17 protein-coding genes are annotated in these 17,663 nt (G+C 60.9%); 12 read left to right on the top strand and 5 right to left on the bottom strand.

What is annotated here, in order from left to right; translation table 11 throughout:
* Window positions 1-41: 41 nt before the first annotated feature.
* Together A7J50_RS16385 and A7J50_RS16380 are read right to left on the bottom strand one after the other, a co-directional pair.
* Window positions 42-707: a response regulator gene (locus A7J50_RS16385; RefSeq protein ID WP_053256610.1), complete on the bottom strand. Its 666-nt coding sequence runs from the start codon at window positions 705-707 to the stop codon at window positions 42-44.
* Complete coding sequence (locus tag A7J50_RS16380; RefSeq protein WP_064452759.1) at window positions 682-4,065, bottom strand: ATP-binding protein; 3,384 nt, start codon at window positions 4,063-4,065, stop codon at window positions 682-684. The genes A7J50_RS16385 and A7J50_RS16380 overlap by 26 nt, the downstream gene beginning before the upstream one ends.
* Window positions 4,066-4,367: 302 nt before the next feature.
* Here A7J50_RS16380 and urtA point away from each other — a divergent pair, with 302 nt between their 5' ends.
* The 11 genes from urtA (at window position 4,368) to A7J50_RS16325 (ending at window position 15,136) form a co-directional block, all read left to right on the top strand.
* Entirely contained in the window at window positions 4,368-5,576 is a 1,209-nt protein-coding gene (gene urtA, locus A7J50_RS16375) for an urea ABC transporter substrate-binding protein (protein WP_064452758.1), read from the top strand.
* 178 nt (window positions 5,577-5,754) lie between these two features.
* A complete protein-coding gene (gene urtB, locus A7J50_RS16370; protein ID WP_053256607.1) occupies window positions 5,755-6,672 on the top strand; it encodes an urea ABC transporter permease subunit UrtB in 918 nt (305 codons plus the stop codon).
* 10 nt (window positions 6,673-6,682) lie between these two features.
* Window positions 6,683-7,843, top strand: coding sequence for an urea ABC transporter permease subunit UrtC (gene urtC / locus A7J50_RS16365; RefSeq protein WP_064452757.1), 1,161 nt, complete (start codon window positions 6,683-6,685; stop codon window positions 7,841-7,843).
* Window positions 7,840-8,598 (top strand): urea ABC transporter ATP-binding protein UrtD, encoded by a 759-nt coding sequence (gene urtD / locus A7J50_RS16360; RefSeq protein WP_064452756.1) that lies wholly within the window; start codon window positions 7,840-7,842, stop codon window positions 8,596-8,598. Before urtC ends, urtD begins: the two co-directional genes overlap by 4 nt.
* Window positions 8,599-8,608: 10 nt before the next feature.
* Window positions 8,609-9,298, top strand: coding sequence for an urea ABC transporter ATP-binding subunit UrtE (urtE, locus tag A7J50_RS16355; protein WP_064452755.1), 690 nt, complete (start codon window positions 8,609-8,611; stop codon window positions 9,296-9,298).
* Window positions 9,299-9,516: 218 nt separating this feature from the next.
* Window positions 9,517-10,746, top strand: a complete 1,230-nt coding sequence (fmdA, locus tag A7J50_RS16350) for a formamidase (RefSeq protein ID WP_064452754.1) — start codon at window positions 9,517-9,519, stop codon at window positions 10,744-10,746.
* 2 nt (window positions 10,747-10,748) lie between these two features.
* Window positions 10,749-11,096, top strand: a complete 348-nt coding sequence (locus A7J50_RS16345) for an FmdB family zinc ribbon protein (protein ID WP_064452753.1) — start codon at window positions 10,749-10,751, stop codon at window positions 11,094-11,096.
* A gap of 15 nt (window positions 11,097-11,111) precedes the next feature.
* Window positions 11,112-12,155, top strand: a complete 1,044-nt coding sequence (locus tag A7J50_RS16340; RefSeq protein WP_064452752.1) for an aliphatic amidase — start codon at window positions 11,112-11,114, stop codon at window positions 12,153-12,155.
* Window positions 12,156-12,158: 3 nt separating this feature from the next.
* Entirely contained in the window at window positions 12,159-13,115 is a 957-nt protein-coding gene (locus tag A7J50_RS16335; RefSeq protein ID WP_064452751.1) for an AAA family ATPase, read from the top strand.
* Between the two features lie 67 nt (window positions 13,116-13,182).
* Window positions 13,183-13,755 carry a DUF2239 family protein gene (locus tag A7J50_RS16330; protein WP_064452750.1) on the top strand — a complete coding sequence of 191 codons (573 nt, stop codon included), beginning with the start codon at window positions 13,183-13,185 and terminating at the stop codon, window positions 13,753-13,755.
* A gap of 25 nt (window positions 13,756-13,780) precedes the next feature.
* On the top strand, window positions 13,781-15,136 hold the full coding sequence (locus A7J50_RS16325; protein ID WP_064452749.1) for an MATE family efflux transporter: 1,356 nt from the start codon (window positions 13,781-13,783) through the stop codon (window positions 15,134-15,136).
* Here A7J50_RS16325 and A7J50_RS16320 read toward each other — a convergent pair.
* Entirely contained in the window at window positions 15,120-15,713 is a 594-nt protein-coding gene (locus tag A7J50_RS16320) for a TetR/AcrR family transcriptional regulator (RefSeq protein WP_064452748.1), read from the bottom strand. The genes A7J50_RS16325 and A7J50_RS16320 overlap by 17 nt on opposite strands.
* Window positions 15,714-15,855: 142 nt before the next feature.
* On the opposite strand from A7J50_RS16320, the gene A7J50_RS16315 reads away from it, so the two are divergent.
* Complete coding sequence (locus tag A7J50_RS16315; protein ID WP_064452747.1) at window positions 15,856-17,046, top strand: MFS transporter; 1,191 nt, start codon at window positions 15,856-15,858, stop codon at window positions 17,044-17,046.
* Here the strand turns inward: A7J50_RS16315 and A7J50_RS16310 are convergent.
* Window positions 17,029-17,394, bottom strand: coding sequence for a type II toxin-antitoxin system HicB family antitoxin (locus A7J50_RS16310; protein WP_064452746.1), 366 nt, complete (start codon window positions 17,392-17,394; stop codon window positions 17,029-17,031). The two genes, A7J50_RS16315 and A7J50_RS16310, sit on opposite strands and share 18 nt — an antisense overlap.
* Window positions 17,391-17,642: a type II toxin-antitoxin system HicA family toxin gene (locus A7J50_RS16305; protein ID WP_053256594.1), complete on the bottom strand. Its 252-nt coding sequence runs from the start codon at window positions 17,640-17,642 to the stop codon at window positions 17,391-17,393. The genes A7J50_RS16310 and A7J50_RS16305 overlap by 4 nt, the downstream gene beginning before the upstream one ends.
* Window positions 17,643-17,663 lie beyond the last annotated feature (21 nt).

Genomic DNA, 17,663 nt, shown 5'->3' with positions numbered 1-17,663 from the left:
CTGACACACCGCTTTCGCGAGCAAGCCCGCTCCCACCTTTTTCAGATTGCGGCCAATGCTACTGACGTGGCGGCCGTGCGAGTCTCCACCCCCAATTTCACATACACATGCTCCAGATGCTTGTTCACCGTCCTGGGGCTCAACCCCAAAATATCGCCGATATCCCGATTGGTCTTGCCGCACGCCACCCAGCGCAGCACTTCCACCTCGCGCTCGGTCAGTTGGAACCTGGCCGACAACAGCCGCTGCGCCGGTGCGTCTTCCAGGGTCAACACACTCGGCTGCGTGGCCGCCCGTGCCGAGAGCAAAATGCGTGACGTGCGCAAATGCGCTGCCACCCGTGCCAATACCTCATCGGTCTGGATCGGCTTGGTCACATAGTCGCTGCCGCCCACTTCAAAGCCCTGCACCACATGCTTGCTGTCGGTCAGCCCGGTCATGAACACCACCGGGATGTCTGCGCTGGCGGGCTGCGCCTTGAGCCGGCGGCAGGTTTCGAAGCCATCCAGGCCGGGCATCATCGCGTCCAGCAGGATCAGGTCCGGGCGCCGTCGTTGCACGCGGTTCAGCGCGCTGAGGCCGTCGAGGGCGACCAGCACCATGTAGCCGGCGTCGTCGAGGGCATCGGAGAGCATGGCGAGGTTGTCCGGGGTGTCGTCGACGATCAGCACCACGCCGGGTTCAGTGCTGCGGGTGAGTGCATTCATCTTCGGCCTCCTTGAGGGTTCGGTTGAGTTCATCCAGGCGGAAACCCTTGAGCAAACCGCGGACTTTGCTGATGAAAGGTTCAGTGTCCGGGCGGTGTTCAAGGATCATGTCGAGTTTGTCGTGCAGGCCACGCACATAGCCGATGGCGCTGAGTTCGGCGAGCGCGGCGAGGTCTTCAGGGCTGGGCAGCACACTGGGCGGCGGCGGTGCCTTGGACGTCTTGGTGCGGCGCAGCCACTGCAAACCCAGATGCTGTTGCAGGCGCCCAAGCAGCTCCGGGGTGCGCACCGGCTTGGCCAGGTAGTCATTGCAGGCGGCGGCGATGCTGCGTTCGCGATCGTCGGTAAAGGCGTTGGCCGAGATCACGATAATCGGCGCGCTGGACAGCGCATTGCGGCGGATCAAGCGGCTGGTTTCCAAGCCGTCCAGGGTCGGCATCGACAGGTCCATCAGGATCAAATCCGGCGCCAGCAACGCCACCTGGCGGATCGCATCCTGGCCGTTACTGGCCTGGATCACTTCAAAACCCAAGGGTGTGAGCATGCCGCTAAGCACCTTGCGATGGTCAACGTGGTCGTCTACTACCAGGATGCGTCGGCGTTCACCTTGATAGCCGATGATGTCGTGCTCCACATGCACCACCGCTTGCGGCGCGCGCACTTGGGAGAGGAACAGCCGCACCTGGAAGCACGTGCCCTTGTCCAGTTCGCTGGTGACCCGCAGTTCGCCGCCCATCAACGAGGTGAGCATGCGCGTGATGGTCAGGCCCAGGCCCACGCCTTTGTCCTGGCGCATCAAATCGCCGCGTTCGAACGGCTGGAAAATCCGCTCGATCTGCTCCGGATCAATACCGATGCCGGTGTCGATGATTTCAAAATTGGCGGTCTCGCGCATGTAGCTGACCCGCAGGCACACCTCGCCGCTGTCGGTGAAATTCACCGCGTTGCCCAGCAGGTTGATCAGGATCTGGCGCACGCGTTTTTCATCACCGCGCACCACTGCCGGGATCTTGCCCACGCAGTCGAGGCGAAAGCGCAGGCCCTTGTCCTGCGCCTGCGGGGTGAACATCTGTTCCAGGTCGTGGATCAATTCCGGGAAGGGGATTTCGGTGAGTTCCAGGCGCAGCTTGCCGGCCTCGATCTTGGCCACGTCGAGCAGGCCGTCGATCAGCGACAGCAAATGCGAGCCGCTGCGCAGGATGGTCGCCAGGGCGTCCTGATGTTGTTCAGGCATACCGTTGTCGCGCTGCAGGATCTGGGTGAAGCCGAGGATGCTGTTGAGCGGCGTGCGCAGTTCGTGGGACAGCCCGGTGACGTAGCGGCTCTTGGCGGCATTCGCGGCTTCCGAGGCTTCCTTGGCCTGTTGCAGGGCTTGGTCGGTGAGGCTGTGGGCGTCGATTTCCTGCATCAGCAGCAGGGTCTGGCGGTCGGATTCTTCCTGGGCGACACGCCGGCTTTCGCGCGTCAGCACCACCCACCAGGCGAGCACGGCGGCCAGCACCGAGAGCGTGAGAAACGCCTTGAAGAACGCCTGATACAGGGTCTCTGAATGGGGCAGCCCTTGGGCAGCCTGAACGTAGATCAGTGCCAACGCCCCCGCGAGCAGCAGCACCAGGACCAATAACAACCCCAAATAGTGGGCCAGCCGGGTGTGCAGGCGTGGCATCAAGGAGTTCGGCAGCAACCAGCGCAATGCACTTTCAAACTGGGTAACCAGCCGGGCGTGGGGTTTGCAGCGATCACCGCAACGTGCGTCCAGCGAGCAGCACAGTGAGCAGATGGGCGTGCTGTAGGCCGGGCAGAACGCCATGTCGGCGGTTTCGAACGGGTTGCTGCACAGGCCGCAGACCGCGTGGGTGGCGGGGGCGACCGGGTGAATCAGCTGTACATCACTGGTGCGGGCGATGTAGTACTTGCCCCGGGTCAGCCAGGCCAAGAGCGGCGCCATGATCAGCGCCGTGCCCAGCGCAACGAAGGGCGGCGCGGCGTGGGCCAGTGCGCCGAACAGGCCGAAGTGGGCGAGGATCGACAGCAATGAAGCGATCAGCATTGAGCCGACGCCCACCGGGTTGATGTCGTAAAGGTGCGCGCGCTTGAACTCGATGTGTTTGGGCGACAGGCCCAGGGGCTTGTTGATGACCAGGTCGGCCACCAGCGTGCCGATCCAGGCAATCGCGATGTTGGCGTAGAGCCCCAGCACCTGGTCGATGACATCGAACACGCCAAGCTCCATCAGCATCAGCGCAATCGCCACGTTGAACACCAGCCATACCACGCGCCCGGGGTGGCTGTGGGTTACGCGGGCGAAGAAGTTCGACCAGGCCAGGGAACCGGCGTAGGCGTTGGTCAGGTTGATCTTCATCTGGGAGATGAACACGAACAGCACCATCGCGCCGAGTGCCCATTCCGGCGAGCTGAACACGTAGCGGAACGCGACGAGGTACATCTGGGTCGGCTCGGCGGCGCGCTCCATGGGGATTTCATGTTGCAGGGCAAGGAAGGCCAGGAACGCACCGGCGAACATTTTCAACGCCCCGGGGATAATCCAGCCGGGGCCGGCGCAGAGCAGGGCGGCCCACCAACGCTTGCGGTTGGCGGCGGTTTTTTCCGGTAGAAAGCGCAGGTAGTCCACCTGTTCGCCAATCTGCGTCACCAGCGACAGCGCCACCGTGCAGGCGGCGCAGAACGCCAACAGGTTGAACCCGCCGCCGTCGCCACTGCGCCCGAGGAAACTGGTCCAGTCGCTGAAGGCATCGGGGTTTTTCCACCACACGAAGCCGTAGGGCAGCACCAGCAACAGCAGCCAGACCGGTTGTGTCCACAGTTGCAGGCGGCTGATCAGGGTTACGCCGTAGGCCACCAGCGGAATCACCAGCAGCGAGCAAATGACATAGGCGATGGCCAACGGGATATGAAAATACAGCTCCAGCGCCAGGGCCATGATCGCCGCTTCCAGGGCGAAGAACAGGAAGGTGAAGCTGGCGTAGATCAGCGAGGTGATGGTTGAGCCGATGTAACCGAAGCCGGCGCCGCGGGTCAGCAGGTCCATGTCCACACCGTAACGTGCGGCGTAATAGCTGATGGGCAGGCCGGTGAGGAAGATCACCAGGCTGATCGCGAGGATCGCCCAGAAGGTGTTGGTGAAGCCGTAACTCAAGGCCAGTACACCGCCGATGGCTTCCAGCGCCAGGAACGACACGGCGCCCAGGGCGGTGTTGGCGATGCGCAGCTCCGACCATTTGCGAAAGGATTTTGGGGTGTAGCGCAGGGCGTAGTCTTCCATGGTCTCGTCGGCGACCCAGGTGTTGTAGTCGCGGCGGATCTTGACGATGCGCTGAGTGCCAGAGGTGGGGTGCACGGTGGGTGGCTCCGCAGAGTGGGCGAGTTTAAATGAGCAAGTTCCATGCCCCGATTCAAAATGTGGGCGCTGGCTTGCCTGCGATAGCGGTGGGTCAACCTCTGCTGATGCCGCCTGATACGCCGCCATTGCAGGCAAGCCAGCTCCCACATTGATCGAGGGTGTTTGGGCGGTCGGGATCCTGCTCGAAAATGGTGCGCAGCGGCATACGTCAAATGACGTACACCGTTACGTCAGGCTGCGTATACCCGCGCTGGCCGGGTGCCGCCATGCTGGACCCCTCATTGCAGAGGAGTCGCCCCATGGCACCACGATTGATCCGCTCCACACCGCTGTTGGCCCTGTCATTGCTGGCGGCCGCTCTGTTCAGCCAGGGCGTACTGGCCGATAACGAAGGCCTGGCCGTGACCCCTACCGAAGTGACCGTCGGCCAGTTGCACTCGGCCACCGGCACCATGGCGATTTCCGAAACCGGCTCGATTCAGGCCGAGCGCCTGGCCATCGAGCAGATCAATGCCTCAGGCGGGATTCTGGGACGGCAGATCAAGGTGATCCAGGAAGACGGCGCCTCTGACTGGCCGACCTTCGCAGAAAAGGCCAAGAAGCTGCTGGTCAACGACAAGGTCGCCGCCGTGTTCGGCTGCTGGACCTCGGCCTCGCGCAAAGCCGTGCTGCCGATCTTCGAGAAAGAAAACGGCTTGCTCTACTACCCGACCTTCTATGAAGGCCTGGAACAGTCGAAAAACGTGATCTACACCGGCCAGGAAGCTACCCAGCAAATCCTTGCCAGCCTCGACTGGATCGCCAAGACCAAAGGTGCCAAGACGTTCTACCTGGTCGGCTCGGACTACATCTGGCCGCGCACCTCGATGAAAATCGCGCGCAAGCACATTGAAAACGTACTGCACGGCACCGTGGTCGGCGAAGACTATTACCCGCTGGGCAACACCCAGTTCGGCTCGCTGATCAACAAGGTCAAGCTGAAGAAACCGGACGTGGTGTTCGCGGCCGTGGTCGGTGGTTCCAACGTGGCGTTCTACAAACAACTGAATGCGGCGGGTGTGAACGCGTCCAAGCAAACCTTGCTGACCCTGTCGGTGACCGAGGATGAATTGCTCGGCATTGGCGGCGAAAACATGGCTGGTTTCTACGCCTCGATGAAGTACTTCCAAAGCCTGGACAACCCGAACAACAAAGCCTTCGTCGAAGCCTTCAAGGCCAAGTATGGCAAGGATGCGGTGATCGGCGACGTGACCCAGGCGGCCTACCTCGGCCCATGGCTGTGGAAAGCGGCGGTGGAGAAGGCCGGCAGTTTCGACGTGGATAAAGTCGTGGCCGCTTCGCCGGGCATCGAGCTGAAAACCGCGCCGGAAGGCTACGTGAAGATCCACGAGAACCATCACCTGTGGAGCAAGTCGCGTATCGGTGAAGTGCAGCCCAACGGCCAGTTCAAGGTGATCTACGAGTCGGATCTGATTGAGCCGAACCCGTTTCCTAAAGGCTACCAATAACTCCGGGGCTGGCACTGATCCAACTGTGGGAACTGGCTTTGTGTGGGCGCTGGCTTGCCTGCGACGCAGGCGACTCGGTCTTGCAGCCAGACCGAGGTGATGCCATCGCAGGCAAGCCAGCTCCCACATAAATCAACAGCAGATTGCATTTCAACCTCCCGCTCAGGAGACCATCATCATGGAATGGCTATCGGAATTTGGGGCCATCGCGGCAATGCAGGGGTTCAACGGCTTGTCCGTGTTCTGCGTGCTGTTGCTGATGGCATTGGGGCTGGCGATCATCTTTGGCCAGATGGGCGTGATCAACATGGCCCACGGTGAGTTCCTGACCATCGGCGCCTACACCACCTACGTGTGCTCCAGCCTTACGGCGCACTTTGCGCCGAGCTTCCAACCCTATTACTTCTTCTTTGCCATCGCCCTGTCATTCCTTGTCGCCGGCGCCGTCGGCTGGCTGGTGGAGTGGGCGATGATCAGCCGCTTGTACAAGCGGCCGCTGGACACGTTGCTCGCCACGTGGGGCTTGTCGCTGGTGATGCAGCAAACCTTCCGTTCGGTGTTTGGCGCCCGTGAAGTCAGCGCCGAGCCCCCGGCCTGGCTGATGGGCTCGGTAAACTTCACCGACGCCATCGAAATCCCGCGCAACGGTTTGTTCATGATGGGCCTGACCTTGCTGCTGACCGCCGCGATCTTCCTCATGCTGTACCGCTCGCGCTGGGGCTTGCAGGTGCGCGCCACGGTACAGAACCGCCTGATGAGCCGCGCCGTGGGCATCAATACGCGCAAGGTCGACCGCATGACCTTTGCCCTCGGCTGCGGCGTCGCCGGTGTGGCGGGCGCGGCCTTCACCACCATCGGTTCCACCGGCCCGACGGCGGGCTCGCAGTACATCGTCGACACCTTCCTGGTGGTGGTGTTCGGCGGCGCGCAAAGCCTGTTCGGCACCATCGCCTCGGCGTTCGTGATCGCCCAGACCCAATCGCTGTCGGAGTTTTTCCTCAGTGGCTCGATGGCCAAGGTACTGACCTTGTCGTCGGTGATCCTGATCCTGATGCTGCGCCCGCAAGGGTTGTTCTCCATCAAAGTGCGCAAGTAGAGGCGAGCAGATGAAGGCTTTAGACAAGCTGCTGGGCGGCCAGCAAAACCTGATCGGTATCGTGCTGTTGGCGCTGCTGATCCTGGTGGTATTCCCCCTGACCCTGGATGCGTTCCGCCTGAACATGGTCGGCAAGTACCTGACTTACGCGTTCGTCGCGGTAGGGCTGGTGTTGTGCTGGGGCTACGGCGGCATTCTCAGCCTGGGGCAGGGCGTGTTCTTTGGGGTGGGCGGCTACTGCATGGCGATGTTCCTCAAGCTGGAAGCATCGGACCCCGAAAGCACCAGGATCCAATCCACACCGGGCATTCCGGACTTCATGGACTGGAACCAGATCACTGAGTTGCCTTGGTTGTGGCAGCCGTTCCACAGTTTCAGTTTTACCCTGGTGGCGGTGATCGCGGTGCCGGTGCTGCTGGCGTTCATCATCGGCATGGCGCTGTTCAAGCGACGCGTGGGCGATGTGTATTTCTCCATCGTCACCCAGGCCATCGCGCTGATCCTTACGGTGCTGATCGTCGGCCAGCAAGGCCTGACCGGCGGCGTCAACGGCATCACCGACCTCAAGACCCTGCTCGGCTGGGACCTGCGCACCGACAGCGCGAAAATGATCCTGTACTTCATCAACGCCGGCCTGCTGTTCGGCTGCATCTTTATTGGCCGCTTCATTCTCGCCTCCAAGCTCGGCCGGCTGCTGATGGCCATGCGCGACAAAGAGGAGCGGGTGCGTTTCTCCGGGTATGACGTGGCCAGCTTCAAGATCTTCGTTTTCTGTGTGGCTGCCGCGTTCTCGGCGATTGGCGGGGCGATGTTTGCCTTGCAGGTGGGCTTTATGTCGCCGTCGTTCGTCGGCATCGTGCCGTCGATCGAGATGGTGATTTTCGCCGCCGTGGGCGGGCGCATGTCGTTGCTCGGCGCGGTGTATGGCGCGCTCCTGGTGAACTACGGCAAGACCTACTTTTCCGAGTCCTTTCCTGAGCTGTGGCTGTACTTGATGGGCGGGCTGTTTATCGCCGTGGTCATGTACTTCCCCAATGGTTTGGCTGGCTTGTGGGACAGTCATGGTCGCCAGGCGCTGGCGAAATTGCTGCGGCGTAAACCGGTGGTGAAAGTCGCCGCCGCCGTGGCCAAGCCCAAAACTGAAACCAAAATCCTGGAGACCCAGCCATGACCGCCGTCGGTTTTGAAATGAAGAAACCGGTGCTGGCCATCGAAGGCCTCACTGTCTCGTTCGACGGCTTCAAGGCGGTCGACAACCTCAATTTGTATATCGACCGCAATGAAGTGCGCGTGGTGATTGGCCCCAATGGCGCCGGCAAGACCACGGTGCTCGACCTGATCTGCGGCAAGACCCGCGCCACCAGCGGCAGTATCCAGTTCGACGGCCAGGAACTGACCAAGATGCGCGAGTACAACATTGTGCGCGCCGGGGTCGGGCGTAAATTTCAGAACCCGTCGATCTACGAAAACCTCACGGTGTTTGAAAACCTTGAGATGTCTTATCCCGCCGGTCGCAAGGTTTGGGGCGCACTGTTTTTCAAGCGCAACGCGCAAGTGATCGCGCGGGTGGAAGAGGTGGCGCGGGAGATCTTCCTCGGTGATTTACTGCAACAACAGGCCGATCTGTTGTCCCACGGGCAAAAGCAATGGCTGGAGATCGGCATGCTGCTGATGCAAGACCCCGAGCTGCTGATGCTTGATGAACCGGTGGCGGGCATGAGCGTCAACGAGCGCGCGCAAACCGCCGAGCTGCTCAAGCGCATCAGTCAGGGGCGTTCGGTGCTGGTGATCGAACACGACATGGAATTCGTCAAAAGTATTGCCCACAAGGTCACGGTGCTGCACCAGGGCAAGGTGCTCGCCGAGGGCAGTATGGAGTCGGTGCAAAGCAACCCTAAAGTTATCGAAGTGTATTTGGGCAACTGAGGAATCCGGCATGTTCAAGATTGACCAGTTGTCCTGCGGCTACGGCCAGAGCCAGATCCTCCACGACCTCGACCTGAACGTGGCCAAGCGTGAAATCGTCGCGGTGATGGGCCGCAACGGCATGGGCAAGACCACGCTGTTCAAAAGCCTGATGGGCATCCTGCCGCAGTGGAAAGGCCAGGTCAGCGTGGACGGGCAGGATGTGTCGGCACTGGAAACCCATGAGCGGGTGGCGCGCGGCATCGCCTATGTACCCCAGGGGCGCATGATTTTCCCGAGCATGACGGTGCTGGAGAATATCCAGACCGGTTTGCCGGCGTCGGCGCGGGGTAAGGTGCCGGAGGATTTGTATGCCCTGTTTCCGGTGTTGCACGACATGCAGTCGCGCAAAGGCGGCAACCTCTCGGGTGGGCAGCAACAGCAGTTGGCGATTGCGCGGGCGCTGGCGACGAACCCGAAGGTGTTGTTGCTGGACGAGCCTACGGAGGGCATTCAGCCGTCGATCATCAAGGACATAGCACGCACGCTGAAAGAGATTCGCAACCTGCGGGACTTGACCATTGTGGTGTCCGAGCAAGTGCTGTCGTTCACGCTGGAAATCGCCGACCGATTCCTGGTGATTGAAAAGGGCCGCTTCGTGGTCGAAGAGACCCGGGATCGGGTGGATGAGGCGACCATAAGCCGCTACCTGTCTGTCTAATTATCACGGCTCAAATGTGGGAGCTGGCTTGCCTGCGATAGCGGTTTATCAGTCATGGAATTGTTGGCTGACACACCGTTATCGCAGGCAAGCCAGCTCCCACATTTTTTGATTGCGGTACACCCCTTTCTCCATACGTCATCCAACGTATTCCCCGTTTCCCCCGGCTCCACGAGACTGGATCGAACGCACCAAGCCATCCGTCCAGGAGCCAGTCCATGACCGAAACGCTGATCAAAGTCGACCTCAACCAGCCTGTCACCGAAAACGAAAATATCCATAACCGCTGGCACCCGGATATTCCGATGGCCTGTTGGGTCAAGCCGGGCGATGACTTCATCCTGGAGACCTACGACTGGACTGCCGGCGCGATCAAGAACAACGACGACGCCAGCGATGTGCGGGATGTGGACCTGTCCACCGTGCATTACCTGTCAGGCCCGGTGGGCGTGCACGGCGCCGAGCCGGGTGATCTGCTGGTGGTGGACTTGCTCGACATCGGCGCCAAGGCCGATTCGCAGTGGGGCTTCAACGGTTTCTTCTCGCGACAGAACGGCGGTGGTTTCCTCACCGATCATTTCCCCAGCGCGCAAAAAGCCATCTGGGACTTCAAGGGCATGTTCACCAGCTCGCGGCACATACCAGGGGTTAACTTTGCCGGCCTGATCCACCCCGGCCTGATCGGTTGCCTGCCCGACCCGGTGATGCTCGCCGACTGGAACCGCCGCGAGCAGGAACTGATCGACACCAACCCCACCCGCGTGCCGCCGCTGGCGAATGCGCCGTTGGCGGCCACCGCGCATATGGGCAAGCTCAAGGGCCAGGCGCGTGACGACGCCGCTGCGACCGGCGCGCGCACAGTACCGCCGCGTGAGCATGGCGGTAACTGCGATATCAAGGATTTGTCCCGCGGATCGAAGATCTTCTTTCCGGTCTACGTCAACGGTGCCGGGCTGTCGGTGGGCGACCTGCACTTCAGCCAGGGCGACGGCGAAATCACCTTTTGCGGCGCCATCGAAATGGCCGGCTGGGTGCATATGAAGGTCGAGCTGATCAAGGGCGGCATGGCCAAGTACGGGATCAAGAACCCGGTATTCAAGCCGAGCCCGATCACCCCGAACTACAAGAACTACCTGATTTTCGAAGGCATCTCGGTGGACGAGCAAGGCCAGCAACACTACCTGGACGTCAACGTCGCGTACCGCCAGGCCTGCCTGAATGCGATCAACTACCTGACCAAGTTCGGCTACTCACCGGCCCAGGGTTACGCGTTGCTCGGTTCGGCGCCGGTGCAGGGGCACATCAGCGGCGTGGTGGACATTCCAAATGCCTGCGCCACCTTGTGGTTGCCGACGGAAATCTTTGAATTCGACATCAACCCCAACGCCAATGGCCCGACGAAATTCCTCGACGGCAGTATCGACCTGCCCATCGCCCCGGACCTGTAGCCATGCCGACCTACGAATACGCCTGCCCAACGTGCGGCACTTTTACGATGCTACGGCCAATCGCCCAGCGCAACGAACCCAGCCAGTGTCCCTACTGTGCGGGGCCGGGCGGGCAACTGAGGGTGTCGGCACCGGCGCTGCAAACTCTGTCGGCCAACCAGCGCAAGGCTATGGCCGGCAACGAGCGCAGCGCCCACGCGCCGCAAACCGTCGGTGAGTACCAGGAAAGCCGAAAGCACCCAGCGGGTTGCAGCTGCTGCGGCACCAGCAAGCAGGTGGAACCGAGTAAGGCCAACCCTTTGGGCCTCAAGACCAGGACCGGGCCACGGCCGTGGATGATCAGTCACTAGACCAGGAGCATTGTTATGCGTCATGGCGATATTTCCAGCAGCCCGGACACCGTTGGTGTCGCGGTGGTGAACTACAAGATGCCGCGCCTGCATTCCAAGGCCGAGGTCATCGATAACGCAAAGAAAATTGCCGAGATTATTCTCGGCATGAAGCAGGGCCTGCCGGGTATGGACTTGGTGGTGTTCCCGGAATACAGCACCATGGGCATCATGTACGACCACGATGAGATGATGGCCACCGCCGCAAGTATTCCTGGCGAAGAGACGGCGATTTTCTCGGCGGCGTGCCGTCAGGCCAATACGTGGGGCGTGTTTTCCCTCACCGGTGAGCGTCACGAAGAACACCCGCACAAGGCGCCTTACAACACGCTCGTGCTGATCAACAACCTCGGCGAAATCGTGCAGCGTTACCGCAAGTGCATTCCCTGGTGCCCTATCGAAGGCTGGTACCCAGGGGATCGCACCTATGTGTGCGAGGGGCCCAAAGGCATGAAGATCAGCCTGATCATCTGCGACGACGGCAATTACCCGGAGATCTGGCGCGACTGCGCGATGAAGGGCGCCGAGTTGATCGTGCGCTGCCAGGGCTACATGTACCCGGCCAAGGAGCAGCAGGTGCAAATGTCCAAGAGCATGGCCTGGGCGAATAACTGCTATGTGGCCGTGGCGAATGCGGCGGGGTTCGACGGGGTGTATTCGTACTTCGGCCACTCGGCGATCATCGGGTTTGATGGGCGCACATTGGGCGAGTGTGGTGAGGAGGAGATGGGCATTCAATACGCCCAGCTTTCGGTGTCACAGATCCGCGATGCGCGGGCCAACGACCAGTCGCAGAATCACTTGTTCAAGCTGCTGCACCGTGGCTACACCGGCATGCACGCCTCGGGCGATGGCGACAAGGGTGTGGCCGACTGCCCCTTCGAGTTCTACCGCACCTGGGTGCTGGACGCGCAAAAGGCCCAGGAGAATGTCGAGAAAATCACCCGCAGCACGGTGGGCGTCGCCGCGTGCCCGGTGGGGCAGTTGCCCCATGGCGGAAAAGAAAAATCAGTGGGGTAGGGCATGCGCTTTACCTTTGAACCGGCCCAGGTGATGGCATTGCTGCGTAGCCGTATCGTTGGGCAGGAGGCCGCGCTGGCCCAGGTTGAGAGTTTGCTCAAGGTGGTCAAGGCCGACATCGGTGAGCGGGACCGGCCCTTGAGCGTCAACCTGTTCATGGGGCCGACCGGCGTCGGTAAAACCGAAATCGTGCGCCTGCTCGCTCAGGCGTTGCACGGTCGCACCGACGGCTTTTGCCGTATCGACATGCACACCCTGGCCCAGGAGCATTACGCCGCCGCACTGACCGGCGCCCCGCCGGGGTACGTGGGCAGCAAGGAGGGCATCAGCTTGTTCAACAGCGAGTTGATCCAAGGCACCTACAGTCGACCCGGTATCGTGTTGTTCGATGAACTGGAGAAAGCCAGCCAGGAAGTAGTGCGCAGCCTGCTCGGCATTCTGGAAAACGGCCAGCTGACGTTGGCCGGTGGTACGCGCACCCTGGACTTTCGCAACAGCCTGATCTTCATGACCAGCAATATCGGCGCGCAACAGGCACGTCGTCATCGTCAGCGGTTTGCCCAGGGCTGGCGGCGCTTGCTGCGCGTCTTTGTGCGGGATGAGGCGGCCGTGCTCGAAGACGCGTTACATAGCCACTTTGAGCCTGAGTTTCTCAACCGAATCGACCGCATCCTGATGTTCGAGCCTATCGACAGCCAGTGGCTGGACGCACTGCTGGGCGTGGAGCTGGAGAAACTCAACCTGCGCTTGGCGGCGCATCAGCGTTCGTTAAGCGTGGAAGCGCCGGCAAGGATGTGGCTGTGTCGCCAGCACGATGCACGGTTCGGCGCACGGGCGTTGGGCCGCCGCCTGCGGGTAGAGCTGGAGCCGGCGATTGCCGAGTGCTTGCTGAGAGACCCCACGGTGCAAGGGATGCGGGCGACACTGCACGGCGAGCGTTTGAACGTTTCACGAGAATAACCTTGCGTACCGAAAAATTAAGACTAATATGATCCGGGTAAAACAAATAACGCCCGGGTAATAATCCATGTCTACGCAAAACATTCCCCGTTGCACCGCCTTTGTCCAACAGCAGCGCGTGGCCGCTGGCAGTTATCCCGAAGTTGCCACTGTTTTGGCGGGCCTTGACCTGCCGATGGGCAGCTACCTGGTGTTCGACGACGCTACCGGCACCCAGGTCGATTACCCGTGGCCACTCGGTTACGTGCCAGAGCAACCCGCGCACGCTGAAACCGATGACGAGCCGCCCGTGGCCCCTTCGGTCGGTCGCCCAAAGCTGGGCGTGGTCGCGCGGGAGGTCACGTTGCTGCCTCGCCATTGGGAGTGGCTGGGCCAGCAACGCGGCGGCGCTTCAGCGGCCTTGCGCCGGTTGGTGGATGAGGCGCGCAACACCAGCGCCTCCCGTGATCAGATGCGCCAGGCCAAAGAATCCAGCTACCGTTTCATGAATGCCATCGGCGGCAACTTGCCGGGTTTTGAAGACGCTTCACGTGCGCTGTTTGCTGAGGATGCGGCCGACTTTTCGCGCAAGGTCGCGCATTGGCCGGTAGACGTGCAGACTTACCTGGCCTGGCTGTCGCGCAATGCTTTCCCCGTCTAACAGTAATTCCGGGACTCGAACCACCATGGAAGTCACTCAACAACGGCCGCTGTGGCAGATCTACCTGATTTTTCTGGCACCGATGGTGCTGTCCAACTTTCTGCAAAGCTTTTCCGGCACCCTCAACGGCATCTATGTCGGGCAAATGCTGGGCACCCAGGCGTTGGCGGCGGTGTCGGGGATGTTCCCCATCGTGTTTTTCTTTATTGCCTTGGTGATTGGCCTCGGGGCGGGTGCTTCGGTGCTGATCGGTCAGGCGTGGGGCGCCCAGGAAACGGGGCTGGTCAAGGTGATTACCGGTGCGACCCTGACACTGGGGGCGCTGGTGGGGTTGATCGCGGCAGTTCTTGGTAGCCTGTTCGCGCGCCCGGCATTGCAGGCGTTAGGTACACCGATTGACGTACTCGACGATGCGGTGGGGTATGCCCAGGCAATGATGCTGATCATGCCGCTGCTATTGGTCTTCATCCTCTACACCCAACTACTGCGCGGCGTCAGCGACACGATTTCACCGCTGCTGGCGCTGATGGTCTCGACCCTGGTCGGCCTGCTGCTGACGCCGGCGCTGATTCGTGGCTGGATCGGCCTGCCGCCCATGGGCATCCAGAGCGCGGTGTACGCCAGCCTGGTGGGTAATGCCTTGGCCATGTTGTTTCTGATACTGCGCCTGCGCCATAAAAATCATGTGATGGCGCCGGACCGTGAACTGTTCGCGGCATTGCGCCTGGACCGGGTCATCCTCGGCAAAGTCCTGCGTATCGGCTTACCGACAGGTTTGCAGATGGTGGTGCTGTCGCTGTCGGAGCTGGTCATTCTGGCCCTGGTCAACAGCCACGGCTCCCAGGCCACGGCGGCGTATGGTGCGGTAACGCAGATCGTCAACTATGTGCAATTCCCGGCGTTGTCGATTGCGATTACCGCATCGATCCTCGGCGCACAGGCGATTGGCGCCGGGCGCCTGGAGCGCATCGGACCGATCCTGCGCACCGGGTTGTTGATCAACATTTGCCTCACCGGCGGCCTGATTCTGCTCGGTTACCTGCTGTCCCACTGGTTGCTGGGCTTGTTCATCACTGATGACACGGCGCGGATCAAGGCTGAGCACTTGCTGCACATCATGCTGTGGAGCGTTCTGGTCTTTGGGTTCCAGGCCGTGATCGGCGGAATCATGCGTGCCAGCGGCGTGGTGCTGATGCCGGTCGCGATTTCGATCTTTTGCGTACTCTGCGTGGAGCTGCCGATGGCGTACCTGTTCAATGCGCACTTCGGCCTCGAAGGGGTATGGATGGCGTTTCCGGTGACGTATCTGGCGATGCTCGCATTGCAGACGGCCTATTACCGTTTGGTGTGGCGGCACAAGCAGATCACACGGCTGGTGTGATGGGTTGCTTCAGGCCTTGCAGCAACAGTTCCAGGCTCGACAGGCCTTCTTCCAGGCGTTCGATCGGGTGTTCATCCCGGGCGATCCACAAAGCGGTATTGACCAGGCTGCCATTGATCAATTGAGCCAGCGCGACGCTGGGGGCTTGCAGGATGGCACCGGTCTGCATCAACGCCTCCAGCAATTGGCGCAACGATTCCACACAATGTTGTTGGCAGCCTGTATCGCCTAATACGGCAGGCGCATCCTGCAACACAATGCGTTGGATCTCGCCATCCTGGGCCATGCGCAGATAGGCTTGGCAGCGATCACAAAAACCGCGCCAGGGGTCCTGGGCCTGTTCGGTGATGTGCTGCAAGCGTGCGTCCATCTCACTGTCGAGTTGCGCAACCACCGCGGCCAACAAACCTTTCTTGTCACCGAAGTGGTGGTACAACGCGCCTCGAGTCAGGCCGGCGCGAGCGGTAAAATCGTCCATCGACGTGTTGGCGAACCCATGCGTGGCGAAGGCCGCGCGGGCACTGGCGATCAGCCGGGCGCGGGTGTCTTCGATGATTTCGGTACGGGCTCGGCTCATTGATAAGGCTCGCATTGGGCTAGTGAGTGATTGACATACGGTGCGTATGTTACGCATGCTCCGCCACATACGCGCCGTATGTATATTGCCTTGATAACCGCAGATAGCAAGTTTCAAGGCGCAAAGGAAGAGGTTAAGCAGGATGGCAAATCCCTATGCCGAGTTGTTCCAGGTCCCAGGTAGCAGGGCTTTTGTCTTGGCGGGCATGCTTGCGCGCATGCCGATATCGATGACGGGCATCGGCCTGATTACCATGCTTTCGCAAGTACACGGTGGCTATGGCCTGGCGGGCGCGGTGGCGGCGGTGTTCGCCTTGGCAACGGCGTTTTGCGCGCCGCAGGTGTCGCGGCTGGTCGACCGGCACAGCCAGGGCAAGGTGCTACCAATCGCCGCAATGATGGGGGGTGGGGCGTTGTTGCTGTTATTGCTGTGCACGCGCTTGCAGGCGCCGAGCTGGACCTTGTTCCTGTTCGCCGCCTTTGCCGGTTGTATGCCGAACATGTCGGCCATGGTGCGGGCACGTTGGACCGAGTTGTTGCGCGGTCAGCCCAGGTTGCAAACCGCGTTTGCCCTGGAGTCTGTGCTGGATGAGGTGTGTTTCATCATCGGCCCGCCGATCTCCGTAGGCCTGTGTGTCGTGCTCTTTCCCGAGGCAGGACCTTTGGTAGCGGCAGTGTTGCTGGCCGTGGGTGTCACGGCCTTCGTGCTGCAACGCGCGACAGAACCACCCGTGCATGAGCACACGGGGCATCACGGCGGTTGGCTGATCGCATCACCTTCGGTGCTGATCCTGATGATCCTGTTGCTGGCCATGGGCGTGATCGTCGGCGTCGTGGATGTGGTCAGCGTGGCCTTTGCCCAATATCAGGGCCAACCGGCGGCGGCAAGCATCGTGCTTTCGGTGTATGCCATCGGTTCGTGCCTGGCGGGTTTGGCATTTGGCATCCTTAAGCTCAAGGCGCCGTTGCCCCGCCAGTTTCTGTTCTGCGGCGTGGCAACGGCGTTTACCACTTTACCGTTACTGCTGGTGACCAATATCACCGGGTTGGCGGTGGCGATCTTTATTTCAGGTTTGTTCTTCGCCCCGACCTTGATCGTGTCAATGGCCCTGGTGGAGCAAGTCGTGCCGCCCAGCCGCCTGACCGAAGGCATGACCTGGCTGATCACCGGCCTGAGCATCGGCGTGGCCATTGGCGCTGCCAGCTCCGGTTGGATGATCGATCATTTCGGTGCTACCAGCGGATTTTGGGTGGCGTTGGTGGCCGGTGCGATTGTGCTGGGCTCGGCAGCACTTGGGTATCGGCGGTTGGGGCCGTCAACCGAGCACGGGTAGAGGTTCTGTGCAGTGATGCTGCAAGAACTCATTCAACGCCTGGCGCGTCAGGTCATTGAGCGTGACTTTTTTACGGGTCGCGGCCAGTGCCGCCGCCAAATGCAGGTCATGGCCGACCCGTACGTTGAATGAGCCCTTGCAAGGCTTCTCCGGCGTTTGCCCCAGTGCGTGGCATGTCGCGAGGTAGTCATCGACTGCCTCACGGAACGCAGCGTCCAGCTCTGCGACGGTTTTCCCTTCGTAGCTGACCAAGGCCTTGATAAACAGAATCTTGCCGAACAGGCAGTTGTCTTCGAGGCTGGCTTCGATAGAGCCGATGTAGCCTTTGTATTTCAGTTGGTTGTTCACTGAATCAGTTCTCCTGATTTCAATTGTTCGATGATCTGGCGCCGAATGTAGTGTTTCAGTTCGTTGCCGGGGTGAGGCTTGTGCAAGCTGATCATTGCACTGGGGTCGCCGATGTCGAACTTGACGCGGCTTCCAGCCCCTTCAATCTGTGTGTAGCCCAAGCGATGCAGCAGCGTTACGAGCTCTGGCCAGGTAAAGGCCATGTGCTCGTTGAGCAGTTTGGCGAGCAGCTTTTCATTTTTTGACACGGCGATCCCTGCGTGTAACTA

Origin of the sequence: Pseudomonas antarctica, from assembly GCF_001647715.1 — a bacterium.
GTDB lineage: Bacteria > Pseudomonadota > Gammaproteobacteria > Pseudomonadales > Pseudomonadaceae > Aquipseudomonas > Aquipseudomonas antarctica_A.
This window is presented reverse-complemented; position numbering and strand designations above follow the sequence as displayed.

What these genes read in the sequence shown, in the direction of transcription:
- A7J50_RS16325 (WP_064452749.1), top strand. Translation starts at nt 13,781, where the DNA reads ATGGAAGTCACTCAACAACGGCCGCTGTGGCAGATCTACCTGATTTTT.
- A7J50_RS16385 (WP_053256610.1), bottom strand. Translation starts at nt 707, where the DNA reads ATGAATGCACTCACCCGCAGCACTGAACCCGGCGTGGTGCTGATCGTC.
- urtC (WP_064452757.1), top strand. Translation starts at nt 6,683, where the DNA reads ATGAAGGCTTTAGACAAGCTGCTGGGCGGCCAGCAAAACCTGATCGGT.
- A7J50_RS16330 (WP_064452750.1), top strand. Translation starts at nt 13,183, where the DNA reads ATGTCTACGCAAAACATTCCCCGTTGCACCGCCTTTGTCCAACAGCAG.
- urtA (WP_064452758.1), top strand. Translation starts at nt 4,368, where the DNA reads ATGGCACCACGATTGATCCGCTCCACACCGCTGTTGGCCCTGTCATTG.
- A7J50_RS16335 (WP_064452751.1), top strand. Translation starts at nt 12,159, where the DNA reads ATGCGCTTTACCTTTGAACCGGCCCAGGTGATGGCATTGCTGCGTAGC.
- A7J50_RS16320 (WP_064452748.1), bottom strand. Translation starts at nt 15,713, where the DNA reads ATGAGCCGAGCCCGTACCGAAATCATCGAAGACACCCGCGCCCGGCTG.
- urtB (WP_053256607.1), top strand. Translation starts at nt 5,755, where the DNA reads ATGGAATGGCTATCGGAATTTGGGGCCATCGCGGCAATGCAGGGGTTC.
- A7J50_RS16345 (WP_064452753.1), top strand. Translation starts at nt 10,749, where the DNA reads ATGCCGACCTACGAATACGCCTGCCCAACGTGCGGCACTTTTACGATG.
- A7J50_RS16315 (WP_064452747.1), top strand. Translation starts at nt 15,856, where the DNA reads ATGGCAAATCCCTATGCCGAGTTGTTCCAGGTCCCAGGTAGCAGGGCT.
- urtD (WP_064452756.1), top strand. Translation starts at nt 7,840, where the DNA reads ATGACCGCCGTCGGTTTTGAAATGAAGAAACCGGTGCTGGCCATCGAA.
- urtE (WP_064452755.1), top strand. Translation starts at nt 8,609, where the DNA reads ATGTTCAAGATTGACCAGTTGTCCTGCGGCTACGGCCAGAGCCAGATC.
- fmdA (WP_064452754.1), top strand. Translation starts at nt 9,517, where the DNA reads ATGACCGAAACGCTGATCAAAGTCGACCTCAACCAGCCTGTCACCGAA.
- A7J50_RS16340 (WP_064452752.1), top strand. Translation starts at nt 11,112, where the DNA reads ATGCGTCATGGCGATATTTCCAGCAGCCCGGACACCGTTGGTGTCGCG.